Below are 21,737 nucleotides of genomic sequence, written 5' to 3' on the forward strand. Positions count from 1 at the left end.
AGCACTTACCATTAAAATAAAGAGTGCTTTTACACATAACGCAGTCCGATCCTATTATTGAAGATTTGATTCCTATTTTTAAAAACAAAGAAATTATTTCTAAAGTCGATGGTCAGATCATGTTCATACGTATCTTCAAAGTCCTCGTTAACAATGAATTCGAGATTTTCCGAATGGATGATTTTCTCATCGGATTCCGCTTCTCTCCTCTCTACTACTTTCATTTCATATATGTTGTTGACAATATCACAGCTTCCCATGTCAAAGGATAACTGAATGATTTTCCCCTCAGGAATTTCGTTCAATTTTTCTTTTGCTGTTGGTGTGATCTCTAATTTCAATGTAGCACCCTCCTACTTCTTATTTGGAACGAGTATGTCCAGATGCTGCTTTAAGTTCTCAATTGTGATCGGAAGCATATCTCCTTCATCCCCGTCGACATTGGCTATCATCTCATAGGTAGAGTTTGCCTGAAGGTTGGTAACTTTCATATAGTGAACGTGCTCGCTTCCTGCTAATTCACCTAACAGGATTTTCGGTAATAAAAGGAGGAACTGAGGCAAAGCCATATCTTTAATGATGAAGACATGTAGCTGTCCATCATTCACCTTCGCTTCCGGTGCGATCGTTTCCATTCCACCAACCGAATTGGTGAGGGCTATGAGCATAAGAAGGGCTTCCCCTTCCCAATCATGCTCGGATTGTACCTTAAGCTCGAACGGCTGCTTCTCCTTCATCTTCTTCATTCCTTCTATTATATAGGCAAGTGGCCCAAGCTTTGACTTTTGTTCGACAGGTGTGGAAAATGACGCCTCTGCCAATGCACCGACTGCCACAATATTGACGAAGTATCGATCATTGATCTTTCCAACGTCGGTTTTTTGTACATGGTTTTGTTTGAAGATCTCGATTGCTTCTTCAGGTTTCATTGGGATATTGAGGGCCCGTGCAAAATCATTGACCGTTCCGAGTGGGATCAAACCAAATAACGGACGATGCTCTTGTTCAGCCATTCCATTAATGGCTTCATTGATCGTTCCATCCCCTCCCATAGCGGCCAGGAAATCATACCTTTTCTCACAAGCTTCCCTCGCAAATTCCATTGCGTCCCCCTCTCCTTTAGTCAAACGCAAAAAGGTCTCGTATCCCATCTCCTTCATCGTTTTAAGTGCATGGTCACTATAATGTTTTCCCAATTCCTTACCGGAAGATGGATTGACGATTAACATGGCTTGCTTCACGCTATTTCCTCCCTTTTATATTATGTATTTCATTAGGCTTTACCCTAAATGTAAAGAGAGGAATCCTTTTCCAACGTGAAAAAGCAAGGAAACCAATTGGAATACCCGTTTTCCAAATCATCAACATGATCAATGGAACAACCCGGACTCTTTTGATTTTTTCATAAAAGCTTTTGTCCTTTTACTTAGCGGTCCTTTAAAAAAAGTGCCGAATAACAAAGCAAAGACGCCGAATAGGGTTAGAATTAACATATCCCTATACACTCTCTCCAAAACAATCCCGCCAACTGCCTCCCTCATGAGATCGATGGCATAAGAAAACGGGAGAAAGGGATGGATGGTTTGGAAAAAAGACGGCAAAAGAGGCACTGGATAAGTCCCTCCGGCTCCTGCAATCTGCAGGACCAGAAGGACGATGGCCATCGCTTTTCCAATATTCCCAAATACCGATACCAATGTATACACCACAATCATAAAAACAATGCTGATGAATAATCCGAAGACAATAAACAAACCAGGTTCTGCTATATGAACCCCCAGGATAAAAATGTCTCCAACGGTTACAATCATGGCTTGTATGAAACCAATACAAAGAAACGTCAGAAGTTTCCCAAAGTAAATTTGCCTTTCAGTAAACTCATGAGGAGAGATGACCTCAGTTGCTAATAGTGAGATTAACAATAGTGCACCCACCCAGATGGCTAACACAGTGTAAAACGGGGTCATGGCAGCTCCGTAATTCTGTATTGGAAACAAACTATTTTTATTTAAGACAACCGGTTCTTCAAAAAAGCTTTTCTCTGCATTGGGATCATTCCGAAGGAGTTCAATGATTTCATTGATATCGGTTTCCCCCTGGATATCTTTGATACGGCCGGCAAGCTGGCTGATTTTATCTTTAACATACGTAAATTGACTTGAAACATTTTGAAGGATTTCGGTTCCTTTTCCGAGGTTTTTATCTGTATTAGAGAGAATCCTTTCCACTTCCGGAATGGTGCTTTGAATGTCTTGCAGGATGTTCCTTGCTTCATTCAACGTTCCCTTCGCTTTAGCTACCTCACTTAATACAGCCGGTTCAATCGTTTGTTTGTATCTTTTTATAAGTGCATCCATATCTTTATCCGTTTTGCTGGCACGATCCTGGATGCCCTTGATCAATTCGTTCACGTCTTGTTGCTTTGTTGCAATGATATCATTTAGTTTCTGACCTTCTTTTTGAATACTCTGCATTTCCAACTTAACTTTCTCCAGCTGATATAAGGCCTGTTCAATCTGTTCCTGGTTTGGATTTTCTTCATTCTTCTGTAACGATTGTAAGGAAGCTTCAACCGTGTCAATCGTTTGGATGGAAATGGCAAGTTTATCAGCTGCCTGCTTGTTAATGGTTTCTGCTCCACTAAGGTCAATAGAAGAGGTTTCAATTTGCCCCAGGAATTCGTTGACCCTGGCAGCCATTTCCTGTACTCGCTCCAAATCTTCTTGAATGGTTGGAGCCATCTCGTTTAATTCATTTTCAGCTTTTCCAAGAAAATCCGTGGTCCGATCGATCGTATCAAGCCCCTGATTCGTCACACGTTTCACATCAGGAATTTCAGCCTGTGCTTTCTGAATAATCCGTTTGGCACTCTCGGCATCCGATAAAGATTCATTCAGGACAGCACCGATTCCTGGTAACTCTCGATCTACTGTAAATACATAATCCTCAAACCTTTTTATGTCAGGTAGATCCTTTTGAATCTCAATTCCAAGCTCATTAAACAGTTCAAAAATGGTCCCATTGACAGTCGATATAAATGATCCCGTAATTTTATCGACGATTCCACCTGCCCCGGATGCTGTGATTTTCGGGGCGATGGCATTGATCTTTTCGTTTACGTAATATTCCAAGGTTGCCTTTTCAGGTTTATCATCTATGACAGTGGCTAACTTCTTGGAGAAGTCACTCGGGATGATGATGACTGCGAAATACTCCCCGTACTCAACACGATCCATCGCTTTATTTCTATCAACAAACTTCCAGTTCATATCATTATTTTTCTTTAATTCCTTTACAAGTTCCATTCCAATATTCAATTTTTCATCCCTGAGTTCTGCCCCATTGTCTTCATTCACGATCCCGACCGGAAGCTGATCGGTCTTACTGTACGGGTCCCACGAGGCACCGATGTTAAACCAGGCATACAAAGATGGTAACAACATTAATCCACCTATCAAAAATGCAGCCACCCAGTTCCTGGAAACATTTTTTATATCCCGTGTGAAAATCCTCCAGCTATTTCGCATATGAATTCCTTCCTTTGTCCCGAACCTTTTGTTTGGAACTTAGTATACCCAACTTCCAAATCTTCACTTACCCATTCTTGAAAACAACGGAATTCACAAAATAAAGGTATCCGACAAAGGAAGACGGATACCCCATAAAGGCTTACAATACTCACGCTTATTTTTATTCTGCCAAAGCCTTTTTATACGATCCAATTTTGTCATTCAACATTTCATTGGTGGATAAAAGAATCTCAATCTGTTGTTGTATATTTTTTTGATGCTCTTCGAGTAGTGTCAATCTCTCTTTTCTTGTATGATTCCCTTCCATCACCAACCCGGTATAATCTTTAATGGTGGAGATGGGCATTTTTGTCTCCCTTAATTTCATCACGAATTTCAGCCATTTAAGGTGGGAATCGGTATAACTTCGAATACCTGTACTGGAACGATTGGGTGTGATGATTCCTTCTTTTTCATAATAACGAAGAGTATGGGAAGTGACCCCCAATGCTTCCGATGCTTCACTGATACTAAACATGTATGATTCCTCCTATGTATAAACCCTTGACTTAGAGTCCACTCTAACCCTTAGGATAGAAGTGTATCATAATCAGACAGGAGGATAAAACATGAATTATACAGTCATTACCGGAGCAAGCTCGGGGATCGGGTACGAGGCATCACTTGCATTTGCAGCAAGAGGAAAGAATATAATTGCTGTTGCCAGAAGGGAAGATAAATTGAATGAACTGAAGAGTGAGATCATGTCCTCTTATCCAGAGGTGGATGTCATTACGATGACAGTTGATTTATCTATTAGCGAAAACGTCTATCAGTTTTATGAAAACTTGAAACAGTATAATATTCAAACGTTGATAAACAATGCAGGGTTTGGGAATTTCGATTCCGTACCTGAGCAAAATCTCACTAAAATCCAAAGCATGTTACATCTTAATGTCGAAGCATTGACTCTGTTATCTTCGCTATTTGTACGGGATTTTGAACATGTAGCTGGTACTCAACTGATCAATGTTTCTTCAGGTGGAGGGTACACGATTGTTGCTGATGCCGTAACCTACTGCGCAACGAAGTTCTATGTGAGTGCATTCACAGAGGGACTCGCTCAGGAACTTACTTCAAAAGGTTCCGAGATGAAAGCGAAAGTATTGGCACCTGCTGCGACAGAAACCGAGTTTGCACAGCGATCATTTGATGTACCCGAATTCAATTATGACGGTAATGTCCCCCAGTATCATACAGCGAAAGAAATGGCACAATTCATGCTCGATCTCTATGACAGTGACAAGGTGGTTGGGATTGTAAACGGAGAAACCTATGGGTTCAATTTAGTTGATCCTATTTATCCATATGCTAAACGGGCATCTAAGGAATAATATTAGTAATCAAATATCTTTAACTTCAACTCCACAGCTACCATTTCATCATCATTAAACCACCTGTTTTTTAGGGTGGTTTATCTTTTATTTTAATAGGGTAAATCAGTAGTATTTGAATTATCCATTTACATAAAGAAAAGATAGAAATTTATTCTGGTATTGTTGGGGGTTAAGATGATGAAGAAGTATGACATTGACGTGAATGGATCTCTGTTTGATTGGGATTTGGATAAGGGATCCATAACATTTGAAAATGATGAGGTCGTTTTATTCTGGGTGAATACTGCTTTTAAAACGCTGATTGATTCAATCGAAGAGATCGCTGGTGAAAAAGAGGCAAGATTGGTCCTTGAAACAGCAGGCTACCGTACCGGCCTGATTGTCAGTGACTTTTACTTGAAGTCCATCGGGAAACCTGAAGAAATCCTGGATAAACTCCCTAACACTTATGTAACGGCTGGCTGGGGGATAACAGAGATTCTTTCCTATTCCATTGAAGATAAAACGGCTGTCGTCCAAGTTTCCAATGGATGGGAATATAAAGTGAATGTGGCACAGGGAAAAGAAAAAGAAGGTACCTTCATGCCTGGTCATTGGGCTGGTGTCCTGACAGGAATATTCGGCTCTAAGGTTTGGTATCGGGTGGCTAAAAGCCAGATCAGTGGTGATGACTGCAGCGTATATGAGTTTTTCGCATCCGATATATCTCCTTCGTTGAATGTCAATGCGTTAATGGAAGAGCAAACCTTAGCAGCCCAAGAAGAATTGGATCGTATTACAAAACAGAGAACAGAAGTGTTATCCGAGATCATTAAAGAAATTTCTTCTCCGATCATTCCTGTATTGGATTCGATTCTCGTGGTCCCTCTCGTTGGTCGTTATAATGAAATTCGAGCTGAAGAATTGCTTAATAAAACACTTCTCAATCTGCCGCGCTACAAAGCTGAGTTTCTGATTATCGATTTGACCAGTCTCAGCAGGGTGGATGATTATACGTTATCTTTCATCCAGAAATTCGTAAGTGCAGCCTCCCTATTGGGTACCACTTGTTTACTTGTAGGGATTTCTTCTGAACTGAGTATCAAAGTCACCCAAAGTGGCTATCGCATAAACCATATTCCCTGCTTTTCAATCCTGCAACAGGGAGTCAACTACGCGTTGGATCAATTAGGCATGGAAATCATCAAGAAGATGTAATAGTAAGTAGGCAGGATTATTTCCTGCCTCTTACCTTATATCCAAGCGATGAATATGATGTTCCACGTTCATATGATTGCAGAGGGAAATCACGTATTTTAAAAACTTAATGGTTTGTTTTACCCGAATGTCATTGGAAACTGAGTCCACACCCTGCACCCCTGAACGAATATTCATTGCTTCCCTAATCAGACTATGCCACTCTTCAGGGAGTTCCTGCAATCCATACTGACCCGCAGCCTGCTTTGAAATGATCGAAGCTTCTTTTAAAGTGTAATATTGACGAAGAACCCCAAGGACTGACCACTCTATTTCAGTATCAATCATAGCGGTAGGGTAATGCTTTACCTCTTCTATCGATTCTTCGAAAGAATGAAGTCTTCGGACCCAATATGTATTCATATTATGAAGGACATATTGGCACAATTCCTGTGAAGAAGGTCCTGAGATGGATGATAAAATTTCAGGTCCTACAACTCTAATCCCCTTATGCTTCATTACATACCATGTGATAGGGTTGAAGTTGAAATACTCTCCAAAGTTTAATTCACCATTGTTAAAGTATGCATGCATTTCGTTCTCGTCTTTACAGCTTGAGTCCATCTTCCCTATATCGTCTTTCACAATATATACTCCGTCCATGTCCGGTTTTTGAAACTTTTGTTGAAGTGTTTTATGTATTCGATAAAGTGCGCTGGAGTCTTCTTTCGACAGTCTACGCTTTGTGACGGTAATAAAATCAATGTCACTGGAATCATTCACGTATGCTTCCAGGGCAATGGACCCGTGGACATATAAACCTTCGAGTGTTTCCGGCAGATAATGATTGAATAGATTAATATACTCAAGTAGTACCTTGTCAACTATTTGCGGTAAGTCCTTCAAGTGATCTCCCCCAATGAATAAGCATGTCTTTCAATACCAATTATTTCAAATTATTGATGGGGATTCAAGTAGGATTTGTCTAATTAAAAAACACACAGCTTCCACTATGGTCACTGTGTGTTTCGACTCTTCCCTTTTTCAAAATAAACAAATAAATTCGTGATCCATTTCGCGATCATTCCTACAGCAATGTATATCACAAATAGATGGATGTAACTTGTGCCTTTGTTCAGAGAAAATAGACCGACACTTAGAAGGAGGGGCTTAAACACAAATGCAAAAACAGCGCTGAGTAAGATCAGGTACAGATAATAATTCTTCCTGTGACGATAGGTCCATTGGTATACGAACATATAGGAAACTGGAACAAGAGAAACGTCCAGTGAAATAGAGCTCGCCAATAAAGGATAAAGCTTATATGGATAGAACCATTTCAGCATATTAGCACCGATGGCATCTGCATAGGTAAAGAAAACATGAACATTATATCCATAAAACCCGAATAAAAGGGCATTCTTTTTATCAAGGAAAAGGAAAAGGGATAGTAGCGGCAAAAGGAAAAATGCAGCCATTACCCAGAACTGCCAGGAGCCAAGGTCCGAGAACTGTTGCCAGTAATCGATCCACGTATCTGTTTGTTCACCTTGGATTTCTTTCAACTTGGAAAGCATATTGTATTGTGTTTTATTCATGTGCTTCACTCCTAAGATACATATATACCTTAGTATGAGCAAGTCGAAGGTGGATTATAATCTATGTTCTCCATCTCCCGTAAAATCAAGCTTTATTAATCGCATCTTTCATAATGGATTCAGCTGTTTCCTTACCATTTTGAATACAGGCACCGATTCCTACCCCAAAGTAAGATGCTCCTGCTAACTTCACTTGTGGCATCTCGGTTAATAGAATGTCGTTTAAGGCATTTACAGATTGATTGTGCCCTAGATGATAATTCGGCATCAGATTGTTCCATTTGGTAACTTCGATTGAGATTGGATCTGCAACAATTCCGACCGTCCTTTTAATATCTTCCAGTGCAACACCCGTCAGTTCTTCCTCTCTCAAATTCTTTAACTGATTGTAATGAGTATTGGTACTCTTATAGAAGAGTCTCACCAGCAGGTTGTGTTTCCGTGAAGTATGTTTCCATTTTCGGCTCGTCCATGTACATGCATCACACCTCACTTCACTGCCTTTGGAGACAATGAATCCTGTACCATCAGCAGGAAGCATCTCATCAGGAACATTAAACCCCAGATAGATGGAGAGCAAGGAAGAGTTTCTTAGAACATTAAAATTCTTGTTTAACTTTTCATGTTTTAGAATCTGTTGAGTCACATCATGAGGAGTTGCGAATATGACATAATCTGCTGTAATGCTTCCGTGCCCATTGAAATTGAGTTCATATTTGTCACCGGTCATCTGGAGGCTTTTTGTCTTCGTTTCTTTTAGAATCGTCGCATTACAACATTCTTTCTCCAAACGGTCAATGATGGTGGATAAGCCATGCCTAAACGATATAAATTTTTTATTGGAGGATCCTTTGAATTTCTGTTTGTTGTCAGCTAATCCTTTAATAATACTTCCATAATCATTTTTATAGTCAAGAAGATAGGGAAGCGTCGACGCCATTGTCAGTTTATACAAGTTCCCGGAATATACTCCTGATAATACAGGTGCAATCTGGTTTTCAACGAGTTCTTTTCCTAGAAATGCTTCCAAAAACTCGCCGATGGAACTTTCTTTCGTAAATTGAGTATTTCTTGTCTCCAGGTCCTGGAGAGCTGCTTTCTTTCCAGCTTCGGATATAAGCGTACTTTCATTAAGAGCTTCTATGCTCATCGGAATACCGAATATCGTGTCTGGGGGAATTCTATGCAGTTCCCCATTTGTGTATATGTAGGAAGTTCCTGTTTCGTTGTACACGAGCTCGTCTTGAAGGTTTAGTTCATCGACCAATGGAAGAACTCCTTCATTACGGGCAACGATGGAATCTGCGCCGGCTTCCATGATAAAGTCGCCTTCCGTTATCGTCCTGATCTTACCACCGAGCTGTTGATCTCGTTCGATCAAAACTAATTCAATATCCAGATTGTGTTCCCTGGACATTTTTTGCAGGTAATACAGGGTTGTCAAACCTGTAATCCCCCCGCCCACTACAGCTATTTTCTTCATAACACTCACTCCATTAATTACGTCTATGTATACAGATTATCATGTTTTAAACAGATTAAAAAAAGAAACTGTGTCTGAAATGGGAAAATAGCCAGTGTAATTTACGGATCCTTGTTCCTTTTTAGTCTATTTACGCCTGATAAATAATTCATAGTTGACAACTAGGAATAGTTTGATATAACATATAATTGAATTCTGATAATCACATAGCCACTTATCCAGAGAGGTAGAGGGACTGGCCCGATGATACCTCAGCAACAGATTCTATTTCATAGAACACTGTGCTAATTCCACAAGCGTTGAGCTTGAAAGATAAGTTGAAGTTGTTTTCGCTAAAGCCTTCTTCTTATCTTACTAGGAAGCTGGCTTTTTTTACGTGAAAAAGTCACTTCCTCTGTTCATTTATATTATAAGAGGAGTGATTATAATGGGAGAAGTTTTTCAGGAAGCAATCAATAAACGAAGAAATGACTTAATTAACAAATTGATTGTCCATAACATTTTCAAAAAAGGCGATAAACAATTATTTGAGTTAACACTAAGAGAACTGGAGAAAGAATATCATTATATCCAGAAGGAATGCCACCCTCATAGTGATATTGGCTCCATTCAATGGAAGAATTGCTCGAAACTAACCTGTTAGTCTCTGCTTTTATTAATTCGGGATTTCTAAAAAAATAATGACGCGGGCCATTGGCTCACGTCATTTCATTATTATTGTGCATTAACCTCAACAGCATCCTTTTTAAAGTAGGCTGCAAAGATCTCAGCAAACACTTCGGTGGAATTATATAATTCTACTAAGTTATTTTCCACTCCCCCAAATTCAAGAAGCATGGCGCGTTCAGTTAAATCCTGATTGTAAACCCCGTTTCCTTCCGCTCTTGTTTTAACGAAAACCCCACGACTGATACCAGGATACTTCTCTTCTAATTTAGCATTTAATTCTTTCGCGATTTTCAGGTTTTTTTCAAAGTTCTTATTTTCTTTACCTACGATGAAAAATAAACGGGCATAGCTCTTTCCGTTAATGGTCTTGGTGGTGATGTCTCTCGGCATGGAGTCCCGATGAATATCGATCAAATAGTTCAGGTTATCATCCTGGGCAATGGCTTCCTGGACCAATCCCCTTGATAACTTGTAGGATTCAAAATAGGTCCAGGATTTGGCTTTTAGTGCTTGGTTTACATCTGTTTTATCATGTACGACGCCAATTCCCCGTCCCTCAAGTTCTTGTTTCAGCTTTGTGCCTACTGCAATGACGTTGACCTTCTCATTGGTACTGGCCGGGTCTTTCGAGTCATTGTTTTTAATCAAAGGACTAAAGGCTTCCCAGCTGTGAGAGTGGTATATAAAAACAGATTTTTCTTCGATTTCCTGCACACCGTCACCTGAGTTGTGATTGGCTTGATCGATTTGGTTCTGATCGATTTCCTGATCCTTCAGCTGGTCCTCCGTCGGTGCTGGTGACTCGTTAGGTAAATTCGTAATGTCCGTCCCTTTTCCGGCAACGGCTATATGCGTATGATAATTTTCGATACCAGGGATTTCCCGTCCAAATAGACTTCTTGGGTCTAGCAGTGATACATTCGTCACGCTTTCCAACCAATCGAAGTCGGTTTTCATGGCCTCTTTATTCTCGATGCGTAAACCCGTCATTTCCTGTGATAGAAGCATAAGAAATGTCTCTTTCGGTACAATCTCTGATACCGAAGTATAGAACAGGCTGTCCACCCTTAATTTAATGGCAGTAGATGAAATCAACCACACCATGACATACATGAGGATGATACCAATCAATACTACCCGGATGACGGCTTTCATAGATACGAATACTAGTGGGACTAAGCTATTATTTTTTCGAGACTTATACGACATCATCAGTACCCCTATATAAAGTATTTAATAGTTCACTTTATGCAGAGTGTCGAAAGAGTAGAAGGTTTTTTCAGGATTCGGTCAGATTTCCTATAGGAAACACCTAAAGAAAAATTAAATATTTTTTAGATTGACCCCAACATAAAAAACGCATTATGAGATGCGTTTTTTGTTTACCGCCCATTCACTTCATGTGCAGCCCTGATACCGGATTCGACCGCACCTTCTATCCACCCATGAAAAGAAGAGGTATGTTCCCCTGCAAAATGGATTCTTCCTTCGGGTGTCCGAATATAATCTCCGATGTCAGCTGCCTGTCCCGGTGTATATAGAGTGAAACATCCTGCTGAAAAAGGATTTTCGCTCCAATTATATACAAAATAATTCAGTAGTTCTGTATAAACACGATTTCCATAAACCCTGGATAGATCTTTCAACACTTCTGAAATGATTGCTTCCTTCGATTTACTATTCCATAAGAGAGCGTTTTGACCCCAGCTGTAGCTAGCAAGCATCACACCAGGTTTGTTGCTACCGATATCATGACTTGGCATATAAGTAAATCGGGTAGGGAGGTCAGAAATAATGTTGCCGTAATTCATTTCTTCCCAAAAGCGGCTTCTGAACTCGATACCTATTTTTACAGAAGGAATATTGGTCACTTCACGAATAGCCTGCCACTTTTTAAATGAAATAGAGTTATATGGGACGACATCAATAAATTGAAATACAGTAAAAGGAATAGTGACAATCACGTAGTCACCATGATACTCCCTCCCCGTACCGTCCAAAGGGTTAACCGTTTGAACGATGACACCCGACTTGGATTGTATGATACGAGTCACCTTTTGATTCAGAAAAATATTGGACTGGAGGTCATCCATAAATGAATAGGGTAATCGGTCATTCCCACCAGCTATTTCATAAAACTTCGTCTCTTTTCTAAAAATCGGATAAATAATATCCTTTAATATATCAACAAATGAAAACTCAGGAAATCCTTCAATTCCGAGGATGACATTTATTTTCCGAATGGCATTCAATGATAAGGATTTACCAAACGGGTTATTAGACAAGAATTGCCCTACTGAATAATTTGAGTATTTCTTCATCAATTTCAATTGTTCATCATGTTCACTATTATTATACAAATCCAGAAAGGGCTGGGTCGCTTCAATAAAAAGCTCAGAAGCTGTTTTCCCCCTTTCATTTTCCAGGAGGGGATATTGAAGAATATCCGGATCAGTTTCGTACTGTTTTCTCGTCACTAGAATGTTATTTACTAAAAACAGATCTTTTGAAGAGGAATTTTGAAAAGCTTGAAATGGCAATTTGAATTTCCGTATATATTCAAATATCAATCGATGATTATCGGGAATCCGCATAGCACCGGCATCCAAATAATTCCCGGGGGTAAACGGCTTTCGAACAGTATAAACCCTTCCCCCGATACGTTTGTTTCCTTCAAGGATCATGACGTCATGCACGGCCTCTTTTAAAGTTGATGCTGCAACCAGACCACTCATCCCAGCACCAATGATGATGATCCTTTTGGATTGAGAGGGCTTTAGTCCTTTACGAATGATCGAAAGCATATCATCCGGATACTTCAATTCAGAAGGGGCATCCCTCAATAATCGATTATCCATTCTACACCTACCTCCTTTGCTCTTTCATCATATGAAGCCATTTATGGAGGTATACATTCGATTCTTGTGACATAATGATCATTTCCAGTAATTTTCAGAACGCATGTTTCTATTTACACTGTTCTATGTTATACTTGAGATTCATTGGGTCTACGAGACTGTATTTAGTCAATCCCTCTAGCAGTAGAAGGGAGACATGTTATATGTCACTAGAAAATATCGTAACCATGCTCAAGACGCTTAAGGAATTCAAAGAAAGTGAGATTGTTCATACGATTTCTGATCATGAGCACTCACCTGTAATGACCGTTACTTATCATCAGGACACGGAATGCTTCAGCATTACTTATGTGGATACAATGAAAGTTGAAGAATTCACTGATATCAGCCTATTGGCGACCACTATAGAAAGTGTAGTATTGCTTGAACCTTCAAGATAACTTTTATTGAACTGCCATTACTCCGGTAATGGCAGTTTTTAGTATATATATGATAAAGAATTATGATAATCTATAGATAAAAAGGAGCGGGACCATGTCATTTTATCATCAGCCTTACATACGGACAGTGTCGCTCAAGAGAGACAACATCCCCTCATTTCACTCCTATCCATTTTATATTCCAAGTATACGTTACTTAAAGGAACTTTCCCTTCATCCAAATGTAACGTTCATTATAGGAGAAAATGGGATGGGGAAATCCACACTATTAGAAGCCATTGCCATGGCCGTTGGATTCAACCCTGAGGGAGGTTCCCTTAATTTTTCTTTTTCCACGTATGATTCCTACTCGAATTTGGACCAGTATTTGAAGGTGGTAAGGGGGATAGATCCTCCTCAAGACGGTTTTTTCCTAAGAGCAGAAAGTTTTTATAATGTAGCGACGAATATTGAAGAAATGGATCGGGAACCCTTTTCAGGGCCGAGGGTAATCGATTCATATGGAGGCAAATCCCTACATGAGCAATCTCACGGGGAAGCATTCTTTTCAACCTTCATGAACAGATTTCAGGGGAACGGTCTTTATATCCTGGATGAGCCGGAAGCTGCGCTATCCCCTTTAAGGCAATTATCCATGCTTTCCCGCATACATGAACTGGTCAATGATCATTCTCAATTTATTATCGCTACACACTCTCCCATCTTAATGGCCTATCCTTCTTCAAAACTCATTCAGCTAACTGATAATGGTTTAAGTGAAGCAAGTCTTGAGGACACGGGTCACTACCAGATCATGAAGCAATTTTTTGAAGATCGAGAACGAATGTTGCACCATTTATTTAAGGAGGAAGACGAATAGGTCCGTCCCTCAAATAAACGAGCATAACCTCCATTGGGTATGCTCGTTTTTTTCGTCTTAAAATGAAGGAAGTTCACTAAGATTATTTTCTTTCAGGCCATCCGGCTCACTGCGTAAGACATCCCTGCCATAACGATGAATGACATCGACATGGGCGATCTTTCCGGCTTTTGCCTCCTCGAGAGCGGTTATATAATCCAACTCTCTGCCACTCTCGGTCTTGAATGCGATAAGGTCATCGTCACTATTTCTTCTAACAGCAACAATTTGTTCTGCCCCTGTAGAAACCTCATTAGCGATCTCCATTTTAGCCTGGACATTCCCTTGTTGTTTGTATTCTTCATAAATTTGTTCAAAATTCTTATTTTCCATTGTACTCACCTCCCGAACATATGTTTAGTATTTGCGTCTCTTTCCATTGATATGTATAGATTGACTAATGCATTTGTGGAGAGAATTGCGTGTATTTTCTTGTAAATAAAATGAAGAGTGCCGACCATTCAGCACTCTCTTTCAATGAAAGATTCAAATGATGCCGCTTTCAACTCTTTCACCCGGTCTTCAGCATTCTTCCGTTCTGTAAATGACCCGGCAATCACTTTGAAAAGTGGCTTTTTGCCCGATTCTTTTGCTGGAAGTGAAAGTGCTTTTGCAACTCCTTTTGCAAGTGAAAACCCTACTGCCTGTCTGAATTTTAAATCAATCAAGAGTGCAACGTCCTTTGAGTTGTCAACAAACAAAACTTCGACTAACATCGAAGGCATTTTTGTTTCACGGAGCACATGAAAATTTGCCCTCTTCTTTCCTCTGTCTGTTACTTTGAATGGTTTAATGGCTGTTATTACTTCTTCGTGTATGATTTTTTGATAGGATAAAGTCTGTGTCGGCACACTACCATTGTATACATAGCTTTCAAATCCTGTCCCTCCACCAGCATTATGGTGGATGGATAAATAAAAATCCAGGTTCGAACGATTGGCAAGGTTGCATCTATCTGACAGAGATAAGGTTTGATCCCCAGTCCTCGTCATTAACACCTTCACATTGTAATTCGACACCAAATAATCCCTGACCACAAGTGCCGTCAAAAGATTGAAGTTCTTTTCTTCATTTCCTTTATAAGTTGCACCAGGATCGGATCCTCCATGTCCTGGATCAATCATGATGGTTTTCAATTAACTTCCTCCTAAGAGCTTGACATATAATACTATATTCACAATTGGACAATTTTCTATCGCCACCTCTTTCAATATAAAAAAGGTTCCCTGCTTAGGAACAGGAAACACTTTTTAACGTATGATTCTATATTCATGGAGGGGACTTTCTTATAGGGTTTAGTTTTGCTTTCTCTCTATTGTATTGCGAAAAACACGTTCTTATTCACTTTATTCATTATCATTGTATTTCTTGACCGGCGGAGTTCCATACTGTGATCGCTTCAATTTTTTCAGTATGAACTGTTGATCTTATAATCATTGTTTATTTACCTTAATATGGGGCCTAAGGGTTACCCCAAACTGTGCAAGGTACGGATTCGAGAGGGAAGGAGATCCCATTTCTAAATTGGCATGAGTTACGGATGGATTGAGAAAAAGATATTGTAGAATTTTTCTTGCCAATGCATCACCTCCATAGAACAATTTATGTCGGAAGTGTCGGGTTGGTGAGGACAAGCAACTCATTTTTTTAAAAAAAAGGACAACTTTTTAAAATTTACCATTTCTTCTTATCATATCTTAATGAATGTTTATCTTAAATAAACGAATGATAAATATAGAACAATTATGATGGGAGGTATTCAGTTGAAGAAATATGTGGCTCTTTTGTTAGTTGTGTGGGCGTCACTCTTTTCATTGCCTGGAATGGCAGAAGCCAAGCAGGATTCTTGTATAAGTGAACCTAGTATGAAAGCCAGGGAAGAAATGAGAACGCTATTCACCGATCATGTCTTCTATACAAGGAATTATATTATCAGTGCTGTGGATGGGTTAGAGGATGCCGATATAGTACTCGCAAGGTTGCTTCAGAATCAGAAGGATATCGGGAATGCAATCAAACCCTATTATGGGGACAAAGCAGGTAACCAATTAGCGGATTTATTGACGGAACATATTGTACTTGCAGGGAAAATCGTAGATGCTGCGAAAGGTGGCAAAACAGCTCAAGTAGAACAACTTAATAAAGAATGGTATGTAAATGCAGACGATATTGCCCATTTATTAGCAAGCGTCAATCCCTATTGGTCTGAAAAGAAATTGAAAGATTTGCTATACATGCATCTGCAGTTCGTTACCGATGAAGCTGTGGCACGTATTAAAAAAGATTGGAAAGCTAATATTAAAAGCTTTGATGAGGGGAAGGGACATATTCTTCATTTGTCTGATGCCTTATCTGATGGAATCGTGAAGCAATTCCCTGAAAAATTTAAATAATGGGGCTGGGAGTATGGTTTTCCCAGCTCCTTTTTCTACCTTTTTATACCATCATCTTTTCTTTTCCAGTTCAATTTCCTTGATGACACGGGCAGGATTACCACCGATTACTACATTGGATGGAACGTCTTTTGTAACAACCGCGCCAGAAGCAATGGCTACATTGTCCCCAATGCTCACCCCTGGGTTAATGATTGCCCCGCCGCCAATCCAGCAATTATCCCCGATGGTAACAGGCTTTCCAAATTCAGGTCCCTTGTTACGCTCAATGGGATTGACAGGATGCGTCGCTGTGTAAATGTGTACCCCGGGTGCCATCATACAATTTTCTCCGATACTGACTTTGCATACATCCAATATGACACAGTCAAAATTAGCAAAGAAGTTATTTCCCACGTGAATGTTATATCCATAATCGCATCTAAAGTTTGGTTCTAAATAAACCGTTTCTCCCGTTGAACCGAATAGCTGTTTTAGTGTAGAAACTCTTTTTTCTTCTTCTTCTTCCATAGTAGTGTTTAACATTCGCGTTAAATAACGGGCTCTTTTTCGCTCTTCCGTTAATTGTAGATCCCAGGGTTCATAAAGTTCACCATTAAGCATTTTCTGTTTTTCCGTTTTCATGTAGACCTCCATCGATAAGTGCTCAGGTTAACTTTTTAGTTTTGATCATTAGAAGAATACCCGATTTTATCCGGAACAAGGTGATCACCTCTATGTTCCTGACAAATTCGCAATGCCGTGGCGTATAGAAGCTGCACACCTTTTTCGATATCATCCATCTCGGCATACTCTAATGGATTGTGACTGATTCCTTTTTCACAGCGGACGAAGATCATTCCATAATCGCTAATATAGGACATAATCAGGGCATCATGGAACGGGCCACTCATTAAAGTAGGAGAATCGAATCCGAGCTTTTCGTCTTCTTCTTTCATGACTTGTTTGATCCAATCTGCACAGTACCTTGGTTCACTTCGTGTATCTTCTTTAATGTCGTATTTAAGATGATAAGCAGAAGCGGTTTCTTCTATAATTTGATATAGTTTTCGTTCGAGCTTGGTCCTTGCTTCAAGATCGATATCACGAAGATCAATTGTAAACTCTACCTTTTCAGCAATAATGTTTCTGGAATTTGGAAACACCTGCATACTTCCTACTGTCCCCACCGTGGTATCGGTTCCTTCTACTTTAACCAGTTCATCGAATTTGCGGATGATTTCTGATGCACCGACAAGAGCATCCTGTCTCATCTTCATTGGAACGGATCCGGCATGGCCGGCAAATCCTTCGAGTGTAACCGTCAACCAAATCGGCCCTGAAATTCCAGATACAATCCCTACCGGCTTATCTTTTCCTTCAAGCACCGGCCCTTGTTCGATATGAAGTTCCAGAAAGGCGGCTATATCACCCCTCTTATATACAGGGCTTTGTGTCAGGTCTGTATCGACTCCAAACTCCTTGAGTGCTTCCCTTCTCGTCACCCCTGTTTTGTCTTTTCGCTCGAGTTCCCCTTCCTCCAGCATTCCAGCCAAAGCCCTCACACCAAAAATGCCCTTATTGAAACGGCTCCCTTCTTCATCAGAAAAACATATTACTTCAATGGTCCGTTCAGGAATGATTCCATTGTCCATCATGGTATGAACAACTTCAATTGCTCCAAGTGCCCCCGCTGTTCCATCGAATCTGCCCCCGTAAGGCTGTGAATCAATGTGAGATCCAAGAATAAGCACTGGTTTGTTTTTATCCTTTCCTTCCACCCTGCCAATCAAATTGCCAAATCCATCGATCCTTGTCGTTAATCCAGCCTCTTCCATCCATCCTTTTACCATTTCCACGCCCTCTCGATCTTCTTTCGAGTGAGCCAGGCGGCAAACGCCGGTTTCCCCAATTTTTCCGATTTCAGCTAACTCTTGCAGATGAAGGCTTAATCTTTTTCGATTGATAGTCAATAGAATCATCCTTTGTTAATAAATTTTAGACTTATTACCATTGTAGGTTCCATTGTTTTGCTGGTCATTAGACAGATTGTCAATACTTAATGAAGCACTGCACATCTTATATATAGAAATATGTTCTCTACCTTAACAACTTTATCCTTCAACTTTCAAAAATAAAAAAGAGAGAGGGGAATCCCTCTCTCCAAAAAAATTGACTCATCAATAGTTTGCTGTTCTCTTTGATTGCTGCTGTGAATAAATCAGCACTCCGAAGAAAACTAGTACCGCTCCCAGTATCAAACCGAGTGAGACTGTTGCTATAGAAAGCATCTTGAATATGACACTTACTGCAACGACCATATACAAAACAGCAAGCATCCTTTTAACAATGACACCGGAGAATCGCTTGAGTTGGACAGAACCGATTGGTGTCCCGATCAACGCACCGACGATCAGCAAGATTCCGTGGCGGTAGTCAAGTGACTCCCCTGTGTACATATATGAGGTAATACCTGACAATACGATGATGGAAGCAGCAGTTATACTGGTTCCAATCGCTTTGTTCAAATCAAGTTTCAGCCACTTTGTCAATAAGGGTGTCATGACAAATCCCCCGCTGACACCCATAAGGGATGAAATCATTCCCGTAAATAGGCCTATGACGGGAGCTGCAAAGATCCCTTTAGGCTTCGAGTCCTGTTGTCGTTTGCTTAAAAACTGGTAAGAAAACCAACTTAATATAGCAATATACACAATTGAGATGAACGTCGATGCCCCGTTGATGGCGTCAAGCCATTTTACAAATGGAACAGTTACTACAGAGCCTACTACTCCGAACACCCCAAGGAGAACCGCTAATTTCTTAGATACATTCTTTAATCGCAGATGTGATAAAGTACCTGTCACAGTAGATCCCAGGGTAAGCATCAGGGATAAAATGATTGCCTGACTAGGCTCATATCCAAGGACTAATAAGGTAGGAGTCAGAACAATTCCTCCACCTATCCCAAAAAAACCTGAGATGACGCCAATGACGGCACCACCTATCATAAATAAAATCCATTCCATGTCGTACGTCACTTCCTTCATAAAACATTATAACTCTATATAAGTTATAATAGAAATGAATAATGATAATAAAGTCGATTACGTTTATTAATGGAGGTATAAGATGCAACTGGACTGGATCCGTACGTTTGTTACTCTCGCCCAACTTAAGCATTTCACCAAGACAAGTGAATACCTGAATTTATCTCAACCTACTGTCAGCGTCCACATAAAAAAGTTGGAGCAAGCCCTCGGAGCAGCACTCATCCACCGTTCCTCCACCAACCAGCACTTTGAATTGACGCCTGCGGGAGAACGGGTATTTGAGCAGGGAAAAAAGATGATGGAACTATGGAGGACTATGGAAGAAGTGAATCAAAAAAAGCAGGAAATTCAATTGCGGATTGGGTCCACTCACACCGTCAGTGATGTTCTGCTTCCCGATTTTGTCAAAAAGATCAAGGTCTTATACCCTCAAGTCCGTTTACAATTGATGATTCACAACCACGAGACGATAGTGGAAGCATTGAATTCAAATAATCTCGACCTTGCCCTCGTAGAAGGAACGAAAGGATTAGAACCCTTCCACGTAGAGGTGATCAGTCGGGATGAGCTCCGTTTCTTCGCGAGCAAAAGGATGAACCTGCATTCTTCCCCATTCATCCTCAGGGAAAAAGGATCGGGGACGAGGGAATATGCGGATGAATTCTTAAAGTCAGAGCGAATTGTACCAGTTGAAGTCCTCGAAGCAAGCAGTCATTTCTTAATCAAACAACTCGCCGTAAGAGGACTCGGAATAGCATTTCTTTCAAGCTCGATGGCCAAAGACGAAGTACTCCAAGGGAAACTCGTCCCAATTGAGCCATATGTTGTCCACCGCCCCATCTATGCGGTATATCCTGAAAATGTGACTACAGTCTCCATCATAAAAGAACTGGTCACCTTGATTGACCATACGAATTGAATGAGAGGGACGGACCTCTGGTCGAGGTCCGTCCCTCATTCGTAAAAAACTCAGACGATTTTTTCTTCTGAGCGATCTACGACAGCTGCACCGACGATGTCGCCGGTTACGTTAGATGCCGTTCCACCCATCCCGATGATGGCATCGACTCCTGCAATGAGGGCGACTATTTCGAGTGGTAAGCCGAACATCGTTAAGACCGCAGATAGTGTAACCAATCCTGCAGCAGGAACTCCAGATGTCCCAATGGATAGTAGAGTCCCGACGAGTACAATCATCAACAGGTCTGTAACAGAAAGATGTAGATTCGTCACGTTTGCAGCGAATACAATCGATACACCCATTCGTAAAGCTCCCCCGTCTGAATTGAAGATTGCCCCTAGTGGTAAGGCGAAATTCGCCGTTCTTTCAGAAATACCCGCTTTCTTGGCAGACTGAATGGCTACCGGCAAGGATGCGATACTGCTGGAAGTAAAGAAAGCAGTGCTGTATGCTTCTTTCGTCTGTTTAAAAAAAGGTATGACAGAATTACCCGTCAGTTTCAAGAATCCAGAATATACTACAACCCACAGAAGAAGGATCCCTAGATAAAAGACCCCGACAAACTTCAATAGGGATTGGATCGTTTCCCACCCCTGCTGACCAAATGTAGCCGCGCTGATGGCAAACACACCGATGGGAGCATAAGCCAACACCCCTCTTAGGAGGATATAAAACATTTCGTTGAAGGCCGTGAAAAATTTATCCAATAATTGCCCGTATTCTTCCATCTTACTTTCTGCAGAAAATTTCATCCACGAAATGGCTATCCCAATGATGATCGCCAGGAACATAATGGCGAGAGTATCACCGCCGGCAAAAGCCTGGAAAAGATTATCAGGAATGATTTGCAGTAAAACATCCCCAAACTGCGGTGCTTTCGGTTCTTCAACCTGTGTATTAGGCAGTTCCAAACTTGTACCAGGGTTAAACAGGAACGCCAAACCAAGCCCGATGAATACCGCGGCTGCCGTTGTGGCTGCATAATAAAGAATCAGCTTCCACCCCATCCGACCTAGCTGGGTCATACTCATCTTATTCACTGCCTGAACCACAGTGAGGAAGATCACCGGAATGGCAATCAAACTAAGGAGGTGAATGAGCACCGTCCCAAATGGTTTCAAAATTCCTGCATCTGATTTAAAGACAAGGCCGACAATGATTCCTAAAAGGAAACCGACCGACATCTTCAAAACAAAAGGCACTTTCTTATATTGCTTCCATATGTAATTCATTACATCTACGCCCTTACCTATATTTTTTTCAGATATTCATTATATCACTTTTATTGAAGGAGGGACGGACCTTGTTTTCAAGGTCCGTCCC

Annotated in this window: 22 protein-coding genes and 1 riboswitch; of the genes, 7 read left to right on the forward strand and 15 right to left on the reverse strand. The window is 40.6% G+C overall.

Features of this window, described 5'->3' with window-relative positions; translation table 11 throughout:
- Window positions 1–29: 29 nt before the first annotated feature.
- From AM506_RS08910 to AM506_RS08925, 4 genes are all read right to left on the reverse strand, one after another.
- On the reverse strand, window positions 30–341 hold the full coding sequence (locus AM506_RS08910; protein WP_060672130.1) for an iron-sulfur cluster biosynthesis family protein: 312 nt from the start codon (window positions 339–341) through the stop codon (window positions 30–32).
- A gap of 12 nt (window positions 342–353) precedes the next feature.
- A complete protein-coding gene (locus AM506_RS08915; RefSeq protein WP_060672131.1) occupies window positions 354–1,241 on the reverse strand; it encodes a YegS/Rv2252/BmrU family lipid kinase in 888 nt (295 codons plus the stop codon).
- A 129-nt stretch (window positions 1,242–1,370) separates the two neighbouring features.
- Entirely contained in the window at window positions 1,371–3,527 is a 2,157-nt protein-coding gene (locus tag AM506_RS08920) for a YhgE/Pip domain-containing protein (protein WP_060672132.1), read from the reverse strand.
- Between the two features lie 163 nt (window positions 3,528–3,690).
- Entirely contained in the window at window positions 3,691–4,047 is a 357-nt protein-coding gene (locus tag AM506_RS08925; protein ID WP_060672133.1) for a MerR family transcriptional regulator, read from the reverse strand.
- 91 nt (window positions 4,048–4,138) lie between these two features.
- On the opposite strand from AM506_RS08925, the gene AM506_RS08930 reads away from it, so the two are divergent.
- Window positions 4,139–4,903, forward strand: coding sequence for an SDR family NAD(P)-dependent oxidoreductase (locus tag AM506_RS08930; protein WP_060672134.1), 765 nt, complete (start codon window positions 4,139–4,141; stop codon window positions 4,901–4,903).
- Between the two features lie 177 nt (window positions 4,904–5,080).
- Window positions 5,081–6,103, forward strand: coding sequence for an STAS domain-containing protein (locus AM506_RS08935; RefSeq protein WP_235576082.1), 1,023 nt, complete (start codon window positions 5,081–5,083; stop codon window positions 6,101–6,103).
- A 30-nt stretch (window positions 6,104–6,133) separates the two neighbouring features.
- On the opposite strand, the gene AM506_RS08940 is transcribed toward AM506_RS08935, so the two are convergent.
- The 3 genes from AM506_RS08940 to AM506_RS08950 all read right to left on the reverse strand — a co-directional run bounded on the left by AM506_RS08940 (window position 6,134) and on the right by AM506_RS08950 (window position 9,163).
- Complete coding sequence (locus tag AM506_RS08940; RefSeq protein ID WP_060672136.1) at window positions 6,134–6,988, reverse strand: aminoglycoside adenylyltransferase domain-containing protein; 855 nt, start codon at window positions 6,986–6,988, stop codon at window positions 6,134–6,136.
- A gap of 110 nt (window positions 6,989–7,098) precedes the next feature.
- Window positions 7,099–7,680, reverse strand: a complete 582-nt coding sequence (locus AM506_RS08945) for a CBO0543 family protein (RefSeq protein WP_060672137.1) — start codon at window positions 7,678–7,680, stop codon at window positions 7,099–7,101.
- Between the two features lie 85 nt (window positions 7,681–7,765).
- Window positions 7,766–9,163 (reverse strand): protoporphyrinogen oxidase, encoded by a 1,398-nt coding sequence (locus tag AM506_RS08950; RefSeq protein WP_060672138.1) that lies wholly within the window; start codon window positions 9,161–9,163, stop codon window positions 7,766–7,768.
- Window positions 9,164–9,374: 211 nt separating this feature from the next.
- Window positions 9,375–9,482, forward strand: a riboswitch (SAM riboswitch).
- Between the two features lie 108 nt (window positions 9,483–9,590).
- Here AM506_RS08950 and AM506_RS08955 point away from each other — a divergent pair.
- On the forward strand, window positions 9,591–9,806 hold the full coding sequence (locus AM506_RS08955) for a Fur-regulated basic protein FbpA (protein ID WP_060672139.1): 216 nt from the start codon (window positions 9,591–9,593) through the stop codon (window positions 9,804–9,806).
- A gap of 71 nt (window positions 9,807–9,877) precedes the next feature.
- Here the strand turns inward: AM506_RS08955 and spoIIP are convergent, their stop codons facing one another.
- A complete protein-coding gene (gene spoIIP, locus AM506_RS08960; RefSeq protein ID WP_060672140.1) occupies window positions 9,878–11,041 on the reverse strand; it encodes a stage II sporulation protein P in 1,164 nt (387 codons plus the stop codon).
- Window positions 11,042–11,214: 173 nt separating this feature from the next.
- Window positions 11,215–12,690, reverse strand: coding sequence for a flavin monoamine oxidase family protein (locus AM506_RS08965; protein ID WP_060672141.1), 1,476 nt, complete (start codon window positions 12,688–12,690; stop codon window positions 11,215–11,217).
- Window positions 12,691–12,893: 203 nt separating this feature from the next.
- Between AM506_RS08965 and AM506_RS22735 the strand changes: the two genes are divergently transcribed.
- Window positions 12,894–13,130, forward strand: coding sequence for a DUF1797 family protein (locus tag AM506_RS22735; RefSeq protein ID WP_060672142.1), 237 nt, complete (start codon window positions 12,894–12,896; stop codon window positions 13,128–13,130).
- A 94-nt stretch (window positions 13,131–13,224) separates the two neighbouring features.
- Window positions 13,225–13,989 (forward strand): AAA family ATPase, encoded by a 765-nt coding sequence (locus tag AM506_RS08975; protein ID WP_060672143.1) that lies wholly within the window; start codon window positions 13,225–13,227, stop codon window positions 13,987–13,989.
- Between the two features lie 57 nt (window positions 13,990–14,046).
- On the opposite strand, the gene AM506_RS08980 is transcribed toward AM506_RS08975, so the two are convergent.
- The gene (locus tag AM506_RS08980) at window positions 14,047–14,361 is read right to left on the reverse strand and encodes a DUF3892 domain-containing protein (protein ID WP_060672144.1); all 315 of its coding nucleotides are present in this window, start codon (window positions 14,359–14,361) and stop codon (window positions 14,047–14,049) included.
- A gap of 128 nt (window positions 14,362–14,489) precedes the next feature.
- Window positions 14,490–15,164, reverse strand: a complete 675-nt coding sequence (locus AM506_RS08985; protein ID WP_082386290.1) for an N-acetylmuramoyl-L-alanine amidase family protein — start codon at window positions 15,162–15,164, stop codon at window positions 14,490–14,492.
- Window positions 15,165–15,776: 612 nt separating this feature from the next.
- Between AM506_RS08985 and AM506_RS08990 the strand changes: the two genes are divergently transcribed.
- Window positions 15,777–16,421, forward strand: coding sequence for a hypothetical protein (locus AM506_RS08990; RefSeq protein WP_060672145.1), 645 nt, complete (start codon window positions 15,777–15,779; stop codon window positions 16,419–16,421).
- Window positions 16,422–16,472: 51 nt separating this feature from the next.
- Here the strand turns inward: AM506_RS08990 and AM506_RS08995 are convergent, their stop codons facing one another.
- The 3 genes from AM506_RS08995 to AM506_RS09005 all read right to left on the reverse strand — a co-directional run bounded on the left by AM506_RS08995 (window position 16,473) and on the right by AM506_RS09005 (window position 19,429).
- Window positions 16,473–17,045, reverse strand: a complete 573-nt coding sequence (locus AM506_RS08995) for a sugar O-acetyltransferase (RefSeq protein WP_060672146.1) — start codon at window positions 17,043–17,045, stop codon at window positions 16,473–16,475.
- 35 nt (window positions 17,046–17,080) lie between these two features.
- The gene (locus AM506_RS09000) at window positions 17,081–18,373 is read right to left on the reverse strand and encodes a M20 family metallo-hydrolase (RefSeq protein ID WP_430341134.1); all 1,293 of its coding nucleotides are present in this window, start codon (window positions 18,371–18,373) and stop codon (window positions 17,081–17,083) included.
- Between the two features lie 207 nt (window positions 18,374–18,580).
- Complete coding sequence (locus AM506_RS09005; RefSeq protein ID WP_082386291.1) at window positions 18,581–19,429, reverse strand: sulfite exporter TauE/SafE family protein; 849 nt, start codon at window positions 19,427–19,429, stop codon at window positions 18,581–18,583.
- Window positions 19,430–19,532: 103 nt separating this feature from the next.
- Between AM506_RS09005 and AM506_RS09010 the strand changes: the two genes are divergently transcribed.
- On the forward strand, window positions 19,533–20,372 hold the full coding sequence (locus AM506_RS09010; RefSeq protein ID WP_060672148.1) for a LysR family transcriptional regulator: 840 nt from the start codon (window positions 19,533–19,535) through the stop codon (window positions 20,370–20,372).
- A 50-nt stretch (window positions 20,373–20,422) separates the two neighbouring features.
- Here the strand turns inward: AM506_RS09010 and AM506_RS09015 are convergent, their stop codons facing one another.
- On the reverse strand, window positions 20,423–21,646 hold the full coding sequence (locus AM506_RS09015; protein ID WP_060672149.1) for a dicarboxylate/amino acid:cation symporter: 1,224 nt from the start codon (window positions 21,644–21,646) through the stop codon (window positions 20,423–20,425).
- Between the last annotated feature and the right edge of the window lie 91 nt (window positions 21,647–21,737).

Origin of the sequence: Rossellomorea vietnamensis, assembly GCF_001305855.1 — a bacterium.
In the GTDB taxonomy this organism is placed as follows: domain Bacteria; phylum Bacillota; class Bacilli; order Bacillales; family Bacillaceae_B; genus Rossellomorea; species Rossellomorea vietnamensis_A.